Below are 19,872 nucleotides of genomic sequence, written 5' to 3' on the forward strand. Positions count from 1 at the left end.
GCTTGGTCAGAGAGCGCCCTGCCCGTCTGGCCCATCGCGGTTCAGCAGCTTCACAGTGAGCGTCACCACCTGAGCGATTTTGAACGGCTTTCGCATAAAGGCTGTATAACCCGAGCAGCGTTCAGCCACGGTTGCTTCGGGCATGGAACTCATCAGCACCACAGGAACCTTCGCGACGGATGGGTCGCCGGCCATGGCGCTCAGCACTTCGGCTCCATCCATCACGGGCATCATATAGTCGAGAAACACCAGATCCGGCCGCTCCTTCGCCATCATCGCAAGCCCCTGCCGTCCGTTGATGGCGGTCAGCACGCGATGGCCTTCATCCGTGAGTACAGCATCGATGAGTTCGGCGATGCCGAATTCGTCATCCACCACGAGAACAATCCCCGTCACAAAAGATCGCGCCCTTCCCGCGGTTGAGTGATGCCGTCTTGTTCGTCCTCCCTTAGATTGGCAAGCCCGACCATAATCCTCTCGGCGCTGTCGGCGGTTGCCTCAATGACTAGCCCCTGATCGCTGGTGACGTATTCATGAAGCGACCCGTCAAACTGACTGTCCCTGACTTTGAGAACGGAGATCAAACGGCGGAGGCGTGCACCTAGTTCCGCAAAGCGGAGCAAAACCAAGTTCTCGGCCAAACTCGACAAGTCACCGATCGGCGTCCTGATCGAAGGTCCCATGATATCGGGAACCTCAAGCGTATAGACAGTCGTCACGCCAAGCACGCGCATCTCGTTCATCAGCGCGGTCAGAAAATTGCCGATGCGATTGGGTTCGATCCCTGAGGCCTGCCTGAAGGCACCTAGCCCATCAATGAAAAGCTTCTTGACCTTGCGGCGCTGCACCGCCTGAAGAAGGCGCTCGCCGTAAGCATCGAGCAAATCTTCGGTGGGCGGCTGCCATATCACCTCCACTGCGCCCTGATCGATCAAGCCCCGTAGCGGCCGGCAGACCCCTGCGATCTTGGCATCGAGGCGCGCGGGAGTTTCGTAGAAGCCAAAGAGAAGGCCCGGCTCAGCTTCGCTACACCTTGCCAGAAACTGAAGTCCCAGTGTCGTTTTACCGGTGCCCGACGGCCCCATTATCATGGTCGTCGAGGAAGTCGGGAGGCCGCCGCCCAACATGACGTCGAGTTGATCGAGGCCACTCGATACTCGCCCGGTGCCGCCTACATCAGGCCGCGAAGGCCGCGCGAGCAAAGCCTCGATTCTTGGATGGACCACGATCCCTTTGCCGGTGATCTTGAAGGCGTGGCGACCGCGCAGTGAAGCACTTCCGCGAAACTTTATAACCTGCAGGGAACTTTCGGCCGACCAACCGACGAGCTGGTCCGTGAACTCTATGATCCCGTCGACCATCGTGTGCTCGGGCGTAACCTGGGTGCCCCGACTGCTCGTGAGCAGAAACATCGTGCAGTCGGTCGCGATCGCAATAGCCTGGAGTTCATGAACGAACTGGTTAAATGCTTCTTCGTCCTCCGCCGCCCGTCGCGCCGACACGATACCATCGAGTACCAGGATGGAAGCGCCGCGCGTCGTGATTTCTCGGCGCAAGAGTGCCAGAAGGCCCTTGAGGCCCTCGTCATGCAGCACCTGTAGACAGTTAAAGTAAGTGAGCTGATCCGGTATTTTGGAGATGTCGAAAAATGACATAATGCTCAAGTGCTGCATCATGCGCGCGTGATATTCAGCTAGGAGAGTAACATACAGCGCTTGGCCGCCGCCAGCGACGTGATTGAAGCAGATCTGATTGCCGAAGGTCGTCTTGCCGGTGCCCGGCTGCCCTTGAATGATATAGAGGCCCCCCGCGAGGAAGCCACCGCCCAAAATGATGTCGAGACCGGTTACGCCGCTCGATAGACGTTCAAGGCCGCTATCACCGCCTTCTTTCATGCTAGACTCGTATCCGAGTAACGGGGCAGGGTCACGGTGAAGAGCGAGCCTTCGCCTTGGGCGTCATCCACCACGATCGTTCCCTCCATTGCCGCGACAAGCTGTCCCACCACCCACAGGCCGACTCCGAAGCCACTGCGCCGCTCTTTCGGCCCGACCGCTCGCTCGAAACGTTCAAAGATACGAGCCCGGTCACCTGAGGATATGCCAGGACCGTAGTCCCGCACCGTCAGCCTGACCAGTGACCCAAGATTCTCGGCACTTACGATTACTGGCCGGGACGGGGCATACTTGATCGCGTTGGAAATTAGATTGTCGAGGATCTGCTCAAGGGCTAGCCGGTCCCAAGCCCCGGGAAGGGTTTCGGGTACATCTACTGCGATGGAGCAACCGGAATAGCGCGCCGGCTCGGAAAAAGTCTCGACCGTCTCACGAACCAAGTCAGACAGATCGCAGGGCGTGAACGAAAGCTGGAATCTGCCGCTGGTGATCCTGGACACATCCAGCAGCGTCCCGGCCCGTTTGATGAAATGGTCCATCGCTGTTCGGATGCGCCGGACACGGTGTTCGACTTGAGCGGATGAGTATTTTCCAGCTTGCAGTGCGGCCAGGAGAAGGTCGATTTGGCCGACGATCGGCGTCATCGGGTTGCGCAGCTCGTGCGCCGCCACCGCGATGAAGGTATCGCGGGCAGCAATCGCCTCCATCAGCTCGGCGTTCTGCTGCCGGAGCGCCTGTAAAGCAGCCTCGGTGTTTTCCATTCCCGGAGGCTGAGCTTCCGGTGAACTCATAAGGAGCGGTCTTGCCACCACGTTGCCATCAATCCCAATATGACGCCGCAGAGGACATGCGCAAGTTTGGCGCTCACCTGCCCGAAGGCGTCGGTGTCACCATGGCAGCGGTGATTAGCCGAGAGAGCGGCGGAAGAATGTAACGATGTCGCGATTGAACTCGGTATGGAACGCCGCGCGGTCGAAGCCCAGCCGGTCGGCACAGATCAGCGGCGCCCTTGACGCGAGGCGCGGGCCGCAGGGCGGCAAGAAGTCGAAATGTCCCGCGCCGGGGACGACGTGGTATTCCGGCGCCTGCGGCAGAGCCAGGCGCACCGCCTCATCGTACCAGGGATTTGGCTGGTGGGTGTCGTCGGCCGCGCGCCAGAGCTGAATCGGGATGCGCACATTCTTCAGCCCCGCGCGGCCAAAGGCGAAGCCGAAGGCCGGGGCTGCGATGACGGCGGCCCTGACGCGCGGGTCGGGGGTCCAGGCGTCAGCAGGGGCATCGCTTCCGAGATGCCAGGGATTGACGCCACCCTGCGTCAAGGCCCGACAGAGATCGTGTTGAGGATGTGACTGGCAGTAGGGCCCGGCTCTGGACAGATCCGGAACTCCGCCTGCAGCCACCAGAACGGCAAAGCCGCCATTGGAGAAGCCGAGCGCGCCGACCCGGCTACCGTCCAGCCGGCCGTGTTGAGGCCATTCGTGCAGCATGTAGGTGACCAGCCGACGAAGCTGGGCAGAACGGCGCCAGAATCGCAAGACCTGGCTCTGATCCTTGTAGGTGTCGCCAGCGTGGCTGACGGCCGCGGCGACAAACCCCGCATGGGCCAAAGCGAGGGCAGTGTCATAGCGGTCTTTGTATGAACCGCCGCCCCCGTGCGAGAGTTCCACCAGCGGCAAGCCTTGTCCGACAATCGACGCGCCTGGAGCCACCGTCTGGGTAAAGGGTCCCAAGGCGTGTGCCGCCGCCGGCGCGTCGGTGGGGTACCAGATCCCGGCCGTCAGGGGCGGCTCCGTGCCGTTTGCGATCTTGACCTCCTCGAAGCCTACATTGGCGGTAGCGGCCAATGCGGGAGCGAGTAGGAGCGCGAAGCCCGCGAAGATAAGTGCGGCAAGTCTCACGAGTGGATTCACTGCTGTTGCGCCGGCGATGGCTCACCGGCACGGCGGCACAGAAACCATGTGCCCGTTCCTAACGGCAATCCCCGAGAAAAGATCCGACGGGGTCGCTTCGTGTCGCGCTGGATCCACCCCCGGCGCCGGTTGCCTATCTTCATTGCTTGTCATTGGCGAGCGACGTGAGGATCTTGTAGGCGATGCTTACCCTCTCGCCGTTGGGATAATTCTTGTTTGCCAAAATAACGATCCCCAGATGTTTCCGCGGCACGAATGCCACATAAGTGCCAAAGCCATTTGTTGAGCCGGTTTTATTGATCCAGGCGTCCTCCTCCGGCTTCTGTGGCGGCTTGATTTCGGAGACAGGCGTCGCATTTAAGCTCATCGCCGATGAATTGCCGTCCAACAGTGTCTGCAATGCAACCGGATATGGATATTGTTCCCATATCAGATCCTGAGTCATTGCGCCGGCCTTAAAATAGCCGGTGTGCGTTTCTTCAATCGCCCGCTGAACCTGCGGATCCAATTTGACCAGATCCATATTGGCTTCCACGAAACGGATCAAGTCGGAAGCCGTGGTCTTTATGCCGTATGCCTCAGAGGACAGCTCGCCCGTCGCCATTCGTATCGGGGCATTGTCCTTTGTATAGCCATGCGCGTAGTCAGGCATGCGGGCAGCCGGAACATCAATGTAGCTGCTCGTCAGGCCGAGTGCCGGAAACAGCCAATTTTGTGTCAGCGGGATAAAGTCCTGGCCCATGCTCTTCGCCGTTATCAGGCCGAGCGTTCCGATGCCGGGATTGGAATAGGTTCGATATGTTCCCGGCGGGTAAGCGGGCCGCCACTCCCTGAAATACTGCATGAGTTGCGCATCGTTCGCGATTGCATCCGGCACCTGCAATGGGAGTCCACCAGGAGTATGCGTGCCCAGATTGAGAAGGCTCACTTCACCGAACTTGCTTCCATGCAAAGACGGCAGGTGTTTGCTCACTTTGTCTGTGAGAGACAGGTTGCCCTGTACCTGCGCATAGGCCGTCAGCGTCGCGGTAAATGTCTTGGTGACCGATCCGAGTTCGAACATTGTATCGCGCGTGACAGGCTGGTGGCTTTCCATAGAAGCCACGCCATAGTCGAACACATACGGCTTGCCTGCGATGGTGAGAGCGACCGCCATGCCCGGGATCCCGTCTTTCGCCATCACTGGCCGAATCTCCGAATCCACCATACTTTTTAATTTGCTCTGCGAATCACCTGCCGCGTGGCTGGTGGCCGCGCACGCGCATGTGGCGAAGGTTGCCACAACAAGGCTTGTGGCCTTCAGTTTCATGTGTTCGATCTCCTCCAGTTCCGTGGGATGCCGGCGAGCCTGCTCGTCATCTGTCAGCGGGCGGAAACTGCGCGATGGGCAGCGCAACCGGCAAACCATCATTTCTTGCAAGAGACCTAAGAAAAACTAATGGTAGTGGGCATGGCTCTGTCGCAACTCCCTCTCAACGCCTTACGCGCTTTCGAGACTTCGGCTCGGCAATTGAGCTTCACACGGGCCGGGCTCGAATTGCGTGTCACCCAGGCGGCCGTCAGCCAGCAGGTCAAGACCCTTGAGGAAATCTTGGGTGTCCCCTTGTTCCGCCGCCTGCCGCGCGGCCTCGCGCTCACTGAGGAGGGCGAGGCGCTGCTACCGGTGCTGACCGATGCCTTCCGCCGCATCGCCGGCACGCTGGAGCGTTTCGAGGGTGGGCGACTGCGCGAGATCCTGACATTGGGCGCCGTCGGCACCTTCGTCACCGGTTGGCTCCTCCCCCGCCTGCCAAGCTTTCAAACCGCCCATCCTTTCGTGGACCTGCGGCTGATGACCAACAACAACCGCGTCGATCTCGCCGGTGAAGGATTGGACTGCGCCATCCGCTTCGGCGACGGCGCCTGGCACGGAACGGAGGCGACGCAGCTTTTCGCCGCCCCTCTCTCGCCGCTTTGCGCCCCGGCTTTGGCGCGGACTCTCCGGTATCCCAAGGACCTGGCGCGGAAAACGCTCCTGCGCTCCTACCGCGTCGACGAGTGGGAGCGTTGGTTCGCCATGGTGGACCTGCCCGCGCCGGCTATTCGCGGATATGTCTTCGACTCCTCGCTGACAATGGCGGAAGCCGCGGTTCAGGGCACGGGTGTCGCCCTGCTTCCCGCGCGAATGTTCGAGCGCGACTTGCGCCAAGGGCGCCTGGTGCGGCCCTTCGCCGCGGAGGTCGAATTGGGCGACTACTGGCTGACCCGCCTGAAGTCGCGCGGCGAAACCACAGCAATGGCCACCTTTCGGGCGTGGCTACTGGCCGAGGCCGAGATTGCCGCCGCCGCATAGACAAGATCCATGTAGGGGAACCACTGCGCTCTGCTCACCAACCATAAAGAACATCTCCTTGCGGAAAGGACTGCTGCTTCTCTTTTCAGCACCCGCAATCACACTTGAACGATCTTTGACCGGAAACCGTGCGATCAGTTCCCGCGGTGATCGTATCGGCGTGTCTGGCGCCACGCGCTGATGCGGCCGGCTGTCAACTGGAGGTTGCACGAAAGGTTGATTTCAACTTCTGGGGGAAATGTGGATAGTCGAAGCTGCTTCGATAAGGCCAGCGAATTCGACCCTCGCTGGGGCGGGGTGCCCGTAGTCCAGCTCATGGGGTGCTGGGAACCGCGAGGCGACCAGCAATTGGCCGCTCACCCTCCATACGCCGAAGGCGTCCGGGTCCTCTCTCTGAATGGTCTGACCCGGACGCCGAAACCCAGCTATAGCTCGCACAATCCCGGCACGAGCCTGCGCCACGGATGGCTGGCAAGCGGCAAGGCTTTCGGTGACACTACCCAGCATCCGGTTTGCGCAGAAAGCCATGGCATCGTTATATCCAAATGGGAACACCGCCATCGTAACGGCGATGAGGTGAAGCAGGGGGCTTAGACATGGCCAAAGTTCTGTGCGTTCTTTATCCGGATCCCGAGGCGGGCTACCCGCCCCACTACGCCCGGGACGGAATCCCGACGATCAGCGGCTACGCCAATGGACAGACCGCCCCGGCACCAAACAACCTCGGCTTCACGCCAGGAGAGCTTGTGGGCTCCGTCTCCGGCGAACTAGGCCTGATGACCTATCTCGAAGGCTTAGGTCACGAGCTTGTCGTCACCAGCGACAAGGATGGCCCGGATTCGGAGTTCGAGAAACATCTACCGGACGCCGAGGTAGTCATTTCGCAGCCCTTCTGGCCCGCCTATCTGACGCGCGAGCGGATTGCCAAGGCCAAGAAGCTGAGGCTTGCCCTTACCGCTGGCATCGGCTCCGATCACGTTGACCTGGATGCTGCCGCGCGGGCGAAGGTGACTGTCGCCGAAGTCACAGGCTCCAACAGCATCAGTGTCGCCGAGCATGTTGTGATGATGGTGCTCTCGCTTGTGCGCAATTACCTCCCATCACACGAATATGCCGTCAAAGGCGGTTGGAACATCGCCGATTGCGTCTCTCGTAGCTACGATGTCGAGGGCATGCATTTCGGCACGGTGGCCGCAGGGCGTATCGGCATCGCGGTGCTACGTCGGCTGCACCCTTTCGGCCTGCATCTCCACTACACCGACCCGCATCGGCTCAGCGAAAAGGTCGAGAGCGAGCTTGGTCTTACCTACCATCCGGATGCCGTGTCCCTGGTGAAGGCAGTGGATATCGTCAATCTGCAGATGCCGCTCTATCCGTCGACCGAGCATTTCTTTGATGACAAGATGTTCGCGCATATGAAGCGTGGCACCTATCTCGTCAACACTGCACGCGGCAAACTCGTTGACCGCGACGCTGTGGTGCGCGCCCTTGAGTCGGGACAGCTGGCCGGATATGCAGGCGATGTCTGGTATCCTCAACCTGCCCCGGCCGATCATCCGTGGCGGACGATGCCCTTTAACGGCATGACCCCGCATATTTCCGGCACTTCCCTGTCGGCGCAAGCTCGCTACGCCGCAGGAACGCTTGAGATCCTTCAAAGCTTCTACGAGGGTAAGCCTATTCGGGAGGAGTATCTCATCGTAGATGCAGGGGCGCTTGCTGGCACCGGTGCGAAATCCTACAAACTGACCTGAGGCACGGCTGCGTGTCCGGCCTTAAAACCAGGGTCGCCGCCATGACGTCAACGACATGTATTCGCGCTACCGCGCAGCCCGGAACTCCCAGCGAGAAGCCCTCGATCCGGATTGCGGATCCGGGATTTCCGGTCGTTGCGCAGCACATGTATATGCTCATGCTACGAAATATTACGACGGACGGCTATGTCGTGAACGACCCCTATACCGGGCAGGCATCCCAGCCCGGCTGTGTCATCGCCGCTCCCTCTTACCGCGGCCATACGCCGAACACCGACCAGGATTATGTCTTCAACTGGATGCGTGACGCTGCCATCACGATGTTCGAGATCGCCGCGGCAGATCTCTCGGATCAGGCAATTGGCGGCGTACAGACACTGACCGACTACGTGAATTTTGCCGCGCTCTGCCAGAGCAAGGCGCAGCCGACCCTTGGCCATGCCTGCTTCACCGTCGGCGGTGACCCGCGCCCCTGGACCGAGCAAAGTGATGGCCCGGCGCTACAGACGCTTGCCATCCTCCAGGCCTATACCAAGGTGGATGCGCCGACTCAGGCGACCGCGCGTGCCGTCATCCAAACCAATCTCGACTATCTTCTCGCGCAATATCAAAACCCGACCTTCAATCTCTGGGAAGAGCATCAGGGGCTTTCATTTTTCGCGCGTTCCGTCCAACTCCGTTGCTTTCAAGCAATCAGCGCGAATACACTCGGCATCGCGAAACCAGCGGGACTCGCAGCCGCCATCACCTGGTTGCAGGATGCTCTGGGCAGGCATTGGAACGGCTCCTACTACATCAGCATGCTGGCGCCTCCCGCGCCCGGCAGTGCCCTTAGTCCGCTTTTGCCGGAGAGTGTTGGCTATGATACCAATATCGACATCGTTTGCGCCTGCCTTTACGGGGCTATTCCTTGCATCGACACGCAGCTGCTGGCGACAGCGGCGTTGTTGCGCAGTCAATGGGCGGACCCGAACTCCGCCGCCTATTACCCGATCAACGGGGATGACGCAGGGCGCGGCCTCGGCCCGATGCTCGGCCGCTATCCCGGCGACGTCTATGATGGCGACATGGCCAATCAGCAGCGCGGCGATCACCCCTGGGCGCTCTGCACCTGCAATCTCGCAGAGTTATACTACAGGGTCGCCAATAGCATCGTCTCCAGTAACACCATTCCCTTCGACGACAAGTCAGCTGCGTTCTTCACCGCGCTCGCGGCGCCGAAAGGCACGAGCGTGGAGGAGACCGCGCAGGTCCTGCGCGATGCCGGCGACAAAATGCTGCGGGCAGTGCTCTTCCATAGCGACCACCTCGAACTTAGCGAACAATTTGATGGCGCCAATGGCTTTGAGAAGAGCGTCAGCAACCTGACCTGGAGCTACGCCGCCTTCCTCTCGGCCGTGCGCAACCGCTGACCGCGAAGCAGGACTCCGCCGCGGCGGAGAGTCCCGAATAACGCCTCCAGCTCTCCGCAGGCCTCACCGGCTTCCCGCCCGTCCGCAAGACCGGCGCGGCGCTAGCGTCTCCCGTTGTTGTAGCGCGACGATGCCACCGAGTTTCAGGATCGCTTTCGCGTCTCTAGCCAGGCAGCCCAGCCACCGAAGCTTGTGATGTCGATTGCGTCCGTTAGCTCTGTATGTTCGGCGATGAAGCCATGACAAGGACCGTCGTCCAACTGCACAGTGCCGAGGCCGAGCGGTGGCGCAATGCTCACAAGCAAAGCCGCCAGCGCTGAGGTAGGAAGTGCCCAAACTTCGCCCGGCAATCCGACCCCTCCCCGCGAAACGCGGCATAGGGCCGGGCGCGGGAGGGGACCCGACAAGGCAAGCATGCGGTAAGTGGGTGCGGTCAGGCATGCCCTTTGTCGCGTCGCACCAAGGGCCAGGAGCGAGGGGTTAAGGGGCTGCCCGCTTAGATGCGCGCCGAAGACCGCAATATCGATGGTCGGATAAGCGGGTTGCGGCTCTGGCCCGGCCGCGTTGGAGGTTCTGTCGAATCCGTCTGTCATCGAGGCAATCACTCCGCTGCGGTAAATGGGCCGAGGACGAGGCTGTCCGCGCTTATATACCGGCGGCCCTGGCATGGTGACCCTTGCCGGCGGAGATTTCGCTCGTCATGCTGTGCATCCATGAGAATGGAGCGGGACGTGACGCGGCCAAGCATTGAAAACACACTGAGATTCCTTTGATCCTCCCTCAAATGCTGCAGATTGCCGCTTTGCGGACTGCCTATGACAAAGGAGAGCTGACACCCGCGCAGCTTGTTGAGGAGGTGTTGGGGCGCGTTGCGGCCTATGCGGACCCCGCTGTCTGGATCAGCCGCGTGGCGGACGTAGATGTGCGGTCGCGCGCCGCCGCTTTGACCGCCGATCCAACGGCGCCGCGGCTGCCTTTATACGGCATCCCCTTCGCGGTGAAGGACAATATCGACGCTGAGGGGTTGGATACGACCGCCGCATGCCCCGCCTTCGCCTATCGTCCGCGCCAGAGCGCGACCGTGGTGCAAAGATTGCTGGATGCGGGCGCGATTCTGATAGGCAAGACCAATCTGGATCAGTTCGCGACCGGGCTGGTCGGCGCGCGCTCACCCTATGGCGCACCGCGCTGCGTTTTCGACGATCGCTATGTTTCCGGCGGATCGAGTTCGGGCAGCGCCGTCGCTGTCGCCGCTGGGCTTGTGTCGTTCGCACTCGGCACGGATACCGCCGGTTCAGGTCGCGTGCCGGCTGGCTTCAACAATCTTGTGGGGATTAAACCCACGCGTGGCTTGCTGAGTACCACCGGCGTTGTGCCTGCCTGCCGCTCGCTGGATTGCGTGAGCGTGTTTGCCGCGAGTGCCGGGGATGCCTGCGATGTCAGCAAAGTTGCGGCAGGGTTCGACGTCACTGACGCCTATTCGCGCCGCGGTGCGGCTCATCCCTTACCATCGCGCGGCCTCCGGTTTGGCATTTTGCTCCCAGCCGACCGAGAGTTTGGCGGCGATGCCGAGGCGGAGGCGCTTTACGACTCCGCGATAGCACGCCTGACAGCGCTCGGTGGAGAGGCAATACCCTTCGACTATGGACCGTTTCGGGAAGCCGCTTCTTTGCTCTATGGCGGCCCTTATGTTGCCGAGCGACTTGCGCCGATCCGCGAATTCTTCGGGGCACACGCAGAGGACATGGATCCGACGGTGCGCGACATTATCGGCGCCGCTAATGCTTTCTCCGCCGCCGATGTCTTTTCGGCTCAGTACAGGTTGCAGGCTCTCATCCGTGTGACGGCGCCGGAATGGCAGCGTTTCGATGTGATGTTGCTGCCGACTTCGCCCACTATCGTGTCAATCGAGGCCTTGGCCGCGGAGCCTGTTCGGCTTAACAGCCTGCTTGGCACCTACACGAACTTCGTCAACCTTCTCGATCTTTGCGCGATCGCGGTGCCGGGCGGTTTCCGTGCCTCGAATGGTTTGCCCTTCGGAGTGACGCTGATCGCGCCGGCCTTCGCGGATACAGCGCTCGCTGGGGTGGCGGACAGATTGCATCGCGGTCTTGGTGAGGGTGCGGGCTTGAGCCGCGAAGCACTCGCGGCCTCCCCCCTCGTCACGTAGCGCGCGGGATGAAGCCTAGCCGCGTTTACTCAGCCGGCTCGGCATGCATGACTTCCTCGAGCGTCGGGTGCTCGGCATTTACCGGAGCACGCATGAGGACGACGAAAAGAACACCCAGGATCGCATAGCCCAGGGCGACGCCAGGGGAATTCGCGAAGCCGAGCGCGGTGCCGTTGATGAAACCAAAGAAGGCGAGTACCGCACCAATAAAGGCGTAGATGGCGGCACGATCAAATTTGCGATCGATCACAAAAGCGGCGATCGCACCAAGGACAAGACCTGCAAGCGTCGCGCCGCCACCAAAGAGCTGCATGCCGTGATAAACCACGCCGTTCATGCCGAGCTTCGCCATGCCGACCTTCTCGGCCGAGGTGCCCGCCGCCGACAACGCGCCATCAATCTGGCTCTGCGCCCAGTTGGCGATATTGGGCAGCATCGCGAGGATAACCGCCGGAGCATATCGACTGGGCGTCGCCTCGAACGCCTGGGCGCCGATGACGAGGCCGATATAGAGCAGGATCGGCAAGATCGCGACGAGTGGCACGATAGCGAGCAGAAGGGCTGTGAGGCCCAGGAAGCAGACGACGGCAATGACCACGCCTGTAGCAAGCGAATAGCCGATGCGTCCGCCGACAGCCTTCCAGCCCGGATGGCCGATATAGACGGCTGGCGGAAACGGGCTGCCAAGAATGGCACCGGCGACGGCCCCGATACCGTCGGCGAGTAATACCTGGCGCAGATTGTAGTCATCCCCCGCTGCCGAGGCGCTCTCGACGTTGTTCATGCCCTCGGTAAAGTTATAGATCCCGAGAGGGACGGCGGTGACAAGCAGCGGGCCGATATTCGACAGGCCGTGCAGGAAATGCGCGCTCGGCACCGGCAGGTGCAGGCCGAACTGGGCGAAGGCGGAAGCAACCTGGGCGGGCTCCATGACCGGGCTGATGCCGGTGAAGGTCACGATCCAGGCGAGGATCGTGCCGACAACCACAGCGAGGAGGCCACCAGGAATGTTGTAGGGCATGCGGACGCGCGCGCACCAGCTCGCCAGGATGATGCCGAAGGACAGGAAGCCGAGCCACGGAACCTGGAAGTCCTGGAACGCCGGACGCATCGAGATAAAGGCAATGGAAATGCCGGCGAGGGCGCCGAGCATGGCCGCGCGCGGAGTGTATTTGCGCACGGTAGGGCCAACAAAGGCGCCGAGCAGCACGATGACGCCGATGACGAAGGCCCAGGCGAGACCAGCCTCCCAGGCGAGCACCGCGTCATGCGTCTTGATGTAAGTCGGCAGCATGATGACGAAGACGACGAGGAACATATGGGGCACGCTCGGCCCGTATGGCATAGCGGTTACGTCCGACCGTCCGCTGCGCGCCGCCAGCTTATAGGCGAGGTAGGCGTAGAAGAGATTGCCGAGCGGCAGCGCGATGCCGAGCGCGGGCAGGATACGGCCGAATACAATGCCAGCCGGCATCTGGACGACACCAAGGCAGAGCCCCGTCAGTACGATGACGTTCAGCACTACATTGGTAAAGAGACCAAAGAAGCCATTCCAATCGCCGGGAACCCACCACGCCGGTCGCGTCATGACCGTGCTCGACATCGCCTTCTCCTAAACGGTGGAAAGTGCGGAGAGCAGCGCCGTCGAGGGCGCTACCCAGCCGAAGATACCGCCTTGGGCCTTGATCATCGCCAAGCCGGCTTCGTGGAATTCCGGGAAATAGGACCCTGTGCAGTCCGACAGCACAAGGCATTCGAATCCGCGATCATTGGCCTCCCGTACCGTCGTGTTGACGCAAACTTCGGTCGTCACGCCGCATACGATGAGCTGGGTTATTCCTCTGCCGCGCAGGATCGCTTCAAGGTCCGTGGCGAAGAACGCGCCCTTGCCCGATTTGTCTATCACCGGCTCGCCCGCGACGGGGTAGACCTCGGGGATGATGTCGTGCCCCGGCTCGCCGCGCACCAGAATGCGCCCCATTGGCCCGGCATCGCCGATCTTAGTGAGAAAATTCCCGCGCTCATGCTTGCTGGGCGCGAGATCAGAGAGGTCTGGGCGGTGTCCCTCTCGCGTATGAACGACGACCATTCCCGCCGCGCGCGCCATTGCAAGCACGGCGACCAATGACGGCACGGTTTTGCGCAGCAAGGAGACGTCATTCCCCAGGGCGTCGCCGAAGCCGCCTTCCTCCAGGAAGTCTCGTTGCATATCAATAATGAGAAGCGCGGCTTTGTCGCTTGTGAGCGAGAAAGCGTAGGGCTCGGCCTCCACGGTCGCCATCAGCAGCGTGTTGCTCACATCAGTTCCCGACCCAGGTCGATGCGAAGCCTAACTAATAGACAAATCATAATCAATCATGGATTAGCAATCTAGGGCAGCTTAAAATTCAGGCATTTTATGATGATTTAATGAGCAAGTTGTATAGTTGGGTTTCAGCACACGCTACTTTTTCTGCAAGAGCATCAATGCGCCAGGTCGGTGAGGGTCTCGGGTTTTCGGAGAGTGCTCCCGGCGTAAGCCGCGGGAATGATCATTGCTGAGTGTTTGGCTGACGAAGGAATCGCACGCTGCTTTGAACGGCGCCATCGGAGTGCTTGCCTGCGCATGGCCACGTTCAACTTCGAACCAACCTATCTCCGCCCCGACTGGCGTTGGAACCGGACCTGCTCGCCGCCAGACTGGGCCGAAGGAAATGCGGTCCCAGGTCGGCTATCCGGGGGCAGCCAATCTGTCCAAGAACAATCGCTAGTTCTTGCGAAAATATTTCTAGTGTCTTTCTCACTCCTTTGTCGCCACCTGCTGCAACCCCGTAAAGCGCGGGTCGACCGACGAAGACCATTCGGGCGCCCAAACACAGCGCGATCACTACGTCCGATCCTCGACGTATGCCGCCGTCTAATGTGATCTCGATTCTGTCGTCCACCGCCTCACGGATGGCGGGCAACACTTGAAGCGGCGATGGGGCACGGTCCAACTGGCGACCGCCATGATTAGAAACCATGATGCCGTCGACGCCCATCTCGGCCGATCGAAACGCGTCGTCCGGGTGCATGATCCCCTTGATGAAAAGCTTTCGCGGCCACAACCGGCGGATCTTCTCCAGGAAGGTCCATGTCAGATCAGGCGCAGGGAAGACGCTGAACACCAGGTCACCGACCGCCTCGGCAGACGCGCCGCTTGGCGCATAAGGTCTGAAATTGCCCATGTATGGCAGGCCGCCGTTTCGGAGATATTCCAATGTCCAACTAGGATGAGCGATGGCCTGGAGGATCATCGACGGCGTCACTCGCAACGGCTGCGAGAAGCGATTGCGCCGATTGCGTTCCCGATTGGATTGTACCGGGACATCAACCGAGAGGACGAGCGTCTTGACCCCGAGATCGGCTGCCCGGCGTACCATGTCTTCCGTCATTTCCAAACTCTTGACGCCGTAGAGCTGAAACCAGGTGTGCTCCGGTGCCGCTTCTACCGCTTGCTCGATCGACGCATGGCTATTGATGGACAGGACAAAGGGCACATTTGCCGCTGCCGAGGCGCGCGCAAGCAGCCGATCCGCGTCATGGCGAAACATGCCCGCGGCGCCGGTCGGCGCGAGGCCCAGGGGCATGGAGAAAGCTTGCCCCGCCAATTGCGCCGTCATATCCACTTGGGAAACATCCACGAGGTAGCGCGGCATGAGCCGATAGGCCGCGAATGCAGACTCGTTTTCCGCCAAGCCGTCCTCGTCGTCGCAGCCGCCCTCAATGAAGTCGAAGGCCATACGAGGCAACCGCTTCATCGCCAAATGCCGAAGATCCGAGATGTTAATGGCTCGATCGAGGGTCATATCAATCCCTTCCTTCGCGTGCTTCGACGGCAATGCGACACTATGTAGGTCTCACTACCGGCGCCAGCACATGAAGGCCCTAGCGCAGGAGATCCGTCATGTATAGGCGGCGGCGCGATCAAGTGCTTTACTCATAAACTCATCGACCAGGAACTTGAGCATGATCGGCGAGCCGCCCCTCCTGAGAATTCAACGCCACTTCAAGCGGCCAAGTGCCGAGCAGATAGCGGCCTTCACCGGACTCCAGACGGGTTTCGTCGTCGACGCCATGAACGGTCGCGGCGCACTGGATGGACGGATAAAGTCCTTTGGCGCCGTCCACTCCTTCTGCGGCGCAGCCCTGCCCTGCTATACTGGCCCAAACGACAATTTGGCCGCCTTCGGGGCGTTATCCGTCGCCATGCCAGGCGACGTCATCATGTGCGCTACCGACAATTTCGAGCGTTCTGCCGTTACCGGAGACCTTTTGCTCGGGATGATGAAGAATTCGGGCGTAGCGGCCTTCGTTACCGACGGGTTCGTGCGCGACCGCGCCGGCATTCTGGCGACTGGCCTGCCATGCTTCGCCGCCGGTGTGACGCCGAACTCCCCTGTTCGCAATGGCCCTGGAACCGTCGGTCTACCGGCTGTCGTGGGCGGCGTAGCTGTGTCCACCGGCGACATCGTTCTTGGAGACGAAGATGGAGTCGTCATTATTCCGGGAACGCAAATCGATGCCACGATCAAACGGCTCGAGGTCGTGCGAGCCGCCGAGTTAGATCTCGATACCAAGGTAAAGGGCGGGCTGACCGTCCCGGATTTCATCCTCAAACTTATCGCGGCCGGCAAGTTCGAAGAGGTCGATTAACTGAGACCGCGACCCGCTGAGCACATATCCAGCGATATTGCGATGTCACGTGCCGGCTTTGGCTAGAGACAGCGGGATGTCGCATCCCAAACTTGCGGCGGCGGATTGGATTCCTTCGATTGTCTCCCTAGAAAGCAATATGCCCTCCTGCCTATATAGTTCCTGAAATTCAAATTCGAGTTCACCGGGCACGAGGAGGCGGGCCGTCTCGCTCGCTGGCCTCGATTCATGCACCTGCCGCACGATTTCATCGACCCTCGTCTTGACGGCTGAAATTCCCTCAAAAAAGTCGGGGTTGATCACAGCAAAAAAGTGCCCGTCAACGCCCGGCTTCGCGCCATCGATCATATTGCCGGATTGTGTGCCGTAGGCAGCCCCTGACAAAAGCGTTGACAGCATTCCGATCGCCATCGCCAGTCCGACGCCCTTATGCTGCCCAATGGGCTGGATCAAACCTTCCAAGGCAGCCGCGGCAATAGTGGTGGAACGCCCATGCTTGTCGAAGGCCCAGCCTTCCGGGATTGGGCTGCCCTTTTGCTGATAAACCCGGATCTTGCCATGCGCCGTCGCACCGAATGCAAAATCCAGCACGAGGGGAGGTACACTCTCCCCCGAAAAAGCAATGGAAAGCGGGTTAATGCCAATGATTTTATCAATGCCGCCCCAAGGAGCCATAGTCGGCAGCGCATTGGTCCCCGCGATGCCTACCATACCCACACGGGCTGCCATGAGGGTATACCAATCCAGCGCGCCGCAGTGATTGGAACCGCGTACCGCTGCAAAGGCGACGCCGATTTCGCGTGCCTTCTCGATCGCTGCCTGCATCGCAAAGGTTCCAGAGAGCTGACCCATCGCGTTGCACGCATCGATAACAAGCGCCGCACCTTTATCGCGCACAACACGTGGTCGGCCTCGCGGATCAACCCCATCGCGCGTGAGTTTTTTCACATAGTCCGGCACACGGAGCGTGCCGTGTGAATGAACGCCTCGCAAGTCCGCATGAACGAGGGTTCTGGCCAATAGGTCCGCATCCGCCTCCACCATGTTGCAAGCAGAGAAGATGCTGCTGGCGGCCTTCTGCAGGTCCGCAGAATCGACGCGGCGGTCCGTCGTATTGCTTGGGTAAATTGCCATGTTCGCTCCGCGTCGGTCAGATTCGATAGAACTGAGTGGCGTTGCTGCGATAGTTTGTGCAGATCATCCGATCAGCGGCGAGTAGCCTGCCGCTCGCGTCGCCGCGCGGCTGTTACGGAGAGACCGACGGCTAGTACTAACATCAAGCCATTGAACAAGGGTTCGACAAAGAATGGCGCGCCAAGCTGGTTTAATCCGGCAACGGTAACCGCAAGAACGGCGACGGCCAGAAGCGTTCCGATGACATTGGTCCGGCCAGGCCGGATCGAAGTCGCGCCGAGAAGCGCCCCGGTAAACGCCGGCAAGAGGAATTCCTGACCGACAGTGCTCTGGCCTACTTGTAGTTGTGCCTGCAATACAAGGCCGGCAAATGCTGCGATCAAACCGGAGAGCATGAAAGCTCTGGTCACGTACTTCGTGCTGGCAATTCCATTGAGCTCCGCGGCCCTCGGATTCTCCCCGAGCACATAAAGAAAGCGCCCGAAAGGCAGGCGCTCCAGCAAGATCCACAGCAGGGCGCCCATGACCAAGACGTAGACGAAGGCCAATGGAATGACGGTGGATCCGACCCGACCGGCAAGCGCGACGTATGCCGGTGCGAGCGTGCCGATAACCTGCCTCCCCTCCGAGTACCACTGCAAAATTCCGAGCAAGGCGGAGCCTGTTCCGAGCGTCGCAATGAAGGAGCTTATACCGACGCGCGATACCAAGACGCCGTTGACAAGGCCGACAAGGACACCCAACGCGAGGATTAGCATGCACACGAGCCACCAAGGAAGCATTTGCTGGGTCTGCAGCCCGATGGCGAGGATTTGCGAAATGCCGATCATTGATGCGACAGACAAGTCGAACTGATTGGCGGCCATGGGAACCATCACGGCGAGTGCCGCGAGCGCGTAGATTGATCGATTGTTGGCGAGCGAGCTGAAGGTGAAAAGCGTCGGAAAAGTGTGCGGAGCGAGAAGCGAGAAAATCCCGATCAAGAAAGCCAGCAGGATCAGTAGCCCCCAGGTTGAGAGAGCTTTGACGAGTGATGATGACATTCTCTGGCTGCGAGAAGCCATGGCCAGAGGATCTAAGATCATTCCACCGCCCCTGCGGAGAGCGTGGAGACGCGGCCAACGGTCAATTCCGCCGACTCAATCACGGCAATCTGCATGCCGCGGTCAAAAGCGATAGCCCGGTCGCTGAGCCCGACCACTTCATCGAAATCCGAGGATATGAGAACTACCGCTAATCCGTCCGACAGCGCGTCCTCCAGCATTCGATAGATTTCCGACCTGGCTCCGACATCGACGCCAATCGTGGGTTCCTCGAGAACAAGAACTTTGCGGCCTACAGCGAGCCAGCGCGCCAAGACGATTTTCTGCTGGTTGCCGCCGGAAAGCGTAGCGATAAGACGCTCGGCTTCGGGCGGCCGGACATCGAAGTCTCTCAAGACCCCGTCGGACATCGACCTTTCGTGACGCGTTCCTATACTAGCAAGATTGGCGGTGCCGGGATGGATGAATAGGTTCTCGCGCAAGGAGAGACCCATGCAGATGCTTTCCTCGACACGCTTACTCGAAACAAAGCCCAGGCCGGCGGCGATCGAGTCTTCGGGAGACCGGAGGGCCACGGTTTTCCCGTCGACCGAGACACTGCCGCTTACTGGCGTGATATCACCGAAGAGCATCCGTCCCACCACATCGTTCCCAGAGCCACGTAACCCGACGAGGGCAACGACCTCACCTTGTGCGACCGAGAAAGAAGCGGGTCCGACATGAGAGGAGCAAAGATCGCGCACCTCCAGGACGATCTTTCCCGCGCTGCGTGATCTTTTCGCAAAGAGCTGGTCGAGATCCCGGCCGACGATGTGCCTCATCACGCTCTTCGGCGTGAGCTTAGACAGTTCTGCGGTGACCTGGAGTCGGCCGTCACGTAACACGCTGGCGCGATCGGCGAAGCGAAACACCTCGTCCAGCCTGTGGGTGACGTAGAGAATTCCGAGCCCTTCGGCCTTAAGACGAGCCAGCACAGCGTGGAGCGTCGCGACCTCTCGTTCAGGTAAGGTTGCCGTCGGTTCGTCCAGCACAAGGATGCGAGCCCTGACTGCCACAGCCCGAGCAATGGCAACCATCGATTTGTCGGCCGCCGCCAGCCGGCCGACCAGCTCGTCGGTTCGAATATCGCAACCCATCGCGGAGAGCGCGTCTCTCGCCCTGCGATCTGCCATCGACCAATCGATAAGTCCGCCGCGCCGCACGAAACCCGTGCCGAGAGCGATGTTCTCCGCAACGGACATCGTGGGCACAAGACCAAGATCCTGGTGAACGAAGGAGATACCCGGAATAGGCTGCAGTGGCGGCGTGGAGCCGCAAGGGCCCGTGATTTCCCCGCTGTCCGCGGTATAGATCCCGGCGAGTATTTTGATGAGCGTCGATTTGCCTGCGCCGTTCTCGCCGAGAAGCGCATGAACTTCGCCAGAGCGCAGCGTGAAGCTAACACCTTGCAGGGCCTGCGTGCCGCCGAATCGTCTGCTGACTCCCTCGACCAGTAGCAGCACGCCTTCCCCGTCTTGATGGGTAGCTGGCACCGTCATGTTGCGATTA

At 60.5% G+C, this 19,872-nt stretch carries 17 protein-coding genes; 5 read left to right on the forward strand and 12 right to left on the reverse strand.

The genetic code is table 11. From position 1 onward, the window contains the following. Positions 1–6 precede the first annotated feature (6 nt). From GSQ92_RS02075 to ampC, 5 genes are all read right to left on the reverse strand, one after another. Positions 7–396 (reverse strand): two-component system response regulator, encoded by a 390-nt coding sequence (locus GSQ92_RS02075; RefSeq protein WP_159012913.1) that lies wholly within the window; start codon positions 394–396, stop codon positions 7–9. Continuing rightward, the gene (locus tag GSQ92_RS02080; protein ID WP_158804146.1) at positions 393–1,895 is read right to left on the reverse strand and encodes an ATPase domain-containing protein; all 1,503 of its coding nucleotides are present in this window, start codon (positions 1,893–1,895) and stop codon (positions 393–395) included. Before GSQ92_RS02080 ends, GSQ92_RS02075 begins: the two co-directional genes overlap by 4 nt. Then, positions 1,892–2,656, reverse strand: a complete 765-nt coding sequence (locus GSQ92_RS02085; protein ID WP_158804145.1) for a sensor histidine kinase KdpD — start codon at positions 2,654–2,656, stop codon at positions 1,892–1,894. Before GSQ92_RS02085 ends, GSQ92_RS02080 begins: the two co-directional genes overlap by 4 nt. Before the next feature lie 144 nt (positions 2,657–2,800). Continuing rightward, positions 2,801–3,793 carry a hypothetical protein gene (locus tag GSQ92_RS02090; protein ID WP_216856720.1) on the reverse strand — a complete coding sequence of 331 codons (993 nt, stop codon included), beginning with the start codon at positions 3,791–3,793 and terminating at the stop codon, positions 2,801–2,803. 151 nt (positions 3,794–3,944) lie between these two features. Further along, entirely contained in the window at positions 3,945–5,114 is a 1,170-nt protein-coding gene (gene ampC / locus GSQ92_RS02095) for a class C beta-lactamase (RefSeq protein ID WP_159012914.1), read from the reverse strand. 141 nt (positions 5,115–5,255) lie between these two features. Here ampC and GSQ92_RS02100 point away from each other — a divergent pair, with 141 nt between their 5' ends. The 3 genes from GSQ92_RS02100 (at position 5,256) to GSQ92_RS02110 (ending at position 9,303) form a co-directional block, all read left to right on the forward strand. Further along, positions 5,256–6,137 carry a LysR family transcriptional regulator gene (locus tag GSQ92_RS02100; protein ID WP_158804143.1) on the forward strand — a complete coding sequence of 294 codons (882 nt, stop codon included), beginning with the start codon at positions 5,256–5,258 and terminating at the stop codon, positions 6,135–6,137. Between the two features lie 596 nt (positions 6,138–6,733). Then, positions 6,734–7,891: an NAD-dependent formate dehydrogenase gene (locus GSQ92_RS02105; protein WP_159012915.1), complete on the forward strand. Its 1,158-nt coding sequence runs from the start codon at positions 6,734–6,736 to the stop codon at positions 7,889–7,891. 41 nt (positions 7,892–7,932) lie between these two features. Continuing rightward, positions 7,933–9,303 (forward strand): glycoside hydrolase family 15 protein, encoded by a 1,371-nt coding sequence (locus GSQ92_RS02110; protein WP_159012916.1) that lies wholly within the window; start codon positions 7,933–7,935, stop codon positions 9,301–9,303. Positions 9,304–9,446: 143 nt separating this feature from the next. On the opposite strand, the gene GSQ92_RS02115 is transcribed toward GSQ92_RS02110, so the two are convergent. Beyond that, a complete protein-coding gene (locus tag GSQ92_RS02115; protein WP_158804140.1) occupies positions 9,447–9,896 on the reverse strand; it encodes a hypothetical protein in 450 nt (149 codons plus the stop codon). 191 nt (positions 9,897–10,087) lie between these two features. On the opposite strand from GSQ92_RS02115, the gene atzF reads away from it, so the two are divergent. Beyond that, complete coding sequence (gene atzF / locus GSQ92_RS02120; protein WP_159012917.1) at positions 10,088–11,473, forward strand: allophanate hydrolase; 1,386 nt, start codon at positions 10,088–10,090, stop codon at positions 11,471–11,473. Positions 11,474–11,498: 25 nt separating this feature from the next. Here the strand turns inward: atzF and GSQ92_RS02125 are convergent, their stop codons facing one another. From GSQ92_RS02125 to GSQ92_RS02135, 3 genes are all read right to left on the reverse strand, one after another. After that, a complete protein-coding gene (locus GSQ92_RS02125; RefSeq protein ID WP_158804139.1) occupies positions 11,499–13,076 on the reverse strand; it encodes a regulator in 1,578 nt (525 codons plus the stop codon). 9 nt (positions 13,077–13,085) lie between these two features. Next, complete coding sequence (locus GSQ92_RS02130) at positions 13,086–13,772, reverse strand: cysteine hydrolase family protein (protein WP_254065745.1); 687 nt, start codon at positions 13,770–13,772, stop codon at positions 13,086–13,088. Positions 13,773–14,088: 316 nt separating this feature from the next. Next, positions 14,089–15,300 carry an alpha-hydroxy acid oxidase gene (locus GSQ92_RS02135; protein WP_159012918.1) on the reverse strand — a complete coding sequence of 404 codons (1,212 nt, stop codon included), beginning with the start codon at positions 15,298–15,300 and terminating at the stop codon, positions 14,089–14,091. Between the two features lie 160 nt (positions 15,301–15,460). Here GSQ92_RS02135 and GSQ92_RS02140 point away from each other — a divergent pair, with 160 nt between their 5' ends. Then, positions 15,461–16,147: an RraA family protein gene (locus GSQ92_RS02140; RefSeq protein ID WP_158804137.1), complete on the forward strand. Its 687-nt coding sequence runs from the start codon at positions 15,461–15,463 to the stop codon at positions 16,145–16,147. A gap of 45 nt (positions 16,148–16,192) precedes the next feature. Here GSQ92_RS02140 and GSQ92_RS02145 read toward each other — a convergent pair whose 3' ends face one another. The 3 genes from GSQ92_RS02145 to GSQ92_RS02155 all read right to left on the reverse strand — a co-directional run bounded on the left by GSQ92_RS02145 (position 16,193) and on the right by GSQ92_RS02155 (position 19,862). Beyond that, a complete protein-coding gene (locus tag GSQ92_RS02145) occupies positions 16,193–17,281 on the reverse strand; it encodes an Ldh family oxidoreductase (protein ID WP_158804136.1) in 1,089 nt (362 codons plus the stop codon). A gap of 71 nt (positions 17,282–17,352) precedes the next feature. After that, positions 17,353–18,324 carry an ABC transporter permease gene (locus tag GSQ92_RS02150; RefSeq protein WP_159012919.1) on the reverse strand — a complete coding sequence of 324 codons (972 nt, stop codon included), beginning with the start codon at positions 18,322–18,324 and terminating at the stop codon, positions 17,353–17,355. 38 nt (positions 18,325–18,362) lie between these two features. Further along, positions 18,363–19,862, reverse strand: a complete 1,500-nt coding sequence (locus GSQ92_RS02155; protein WP_159012920.1) for a sugar ABC transporter ATP-binding protein — start codon at positions 19,860–19,862, stop codon at positions 18,363–18,365. Between the last annotated feature and the right edge of the window lie 10 nt (positions 19,863–19,872).

The organism is Acidisoma sp. S159 (assembly GCF_009766125.1).
GTDB lineage: Bacteria > Pseudomonadota > Alphaproteobacteria > Acetobacterales > Acetobacteraceae > Acidisoma.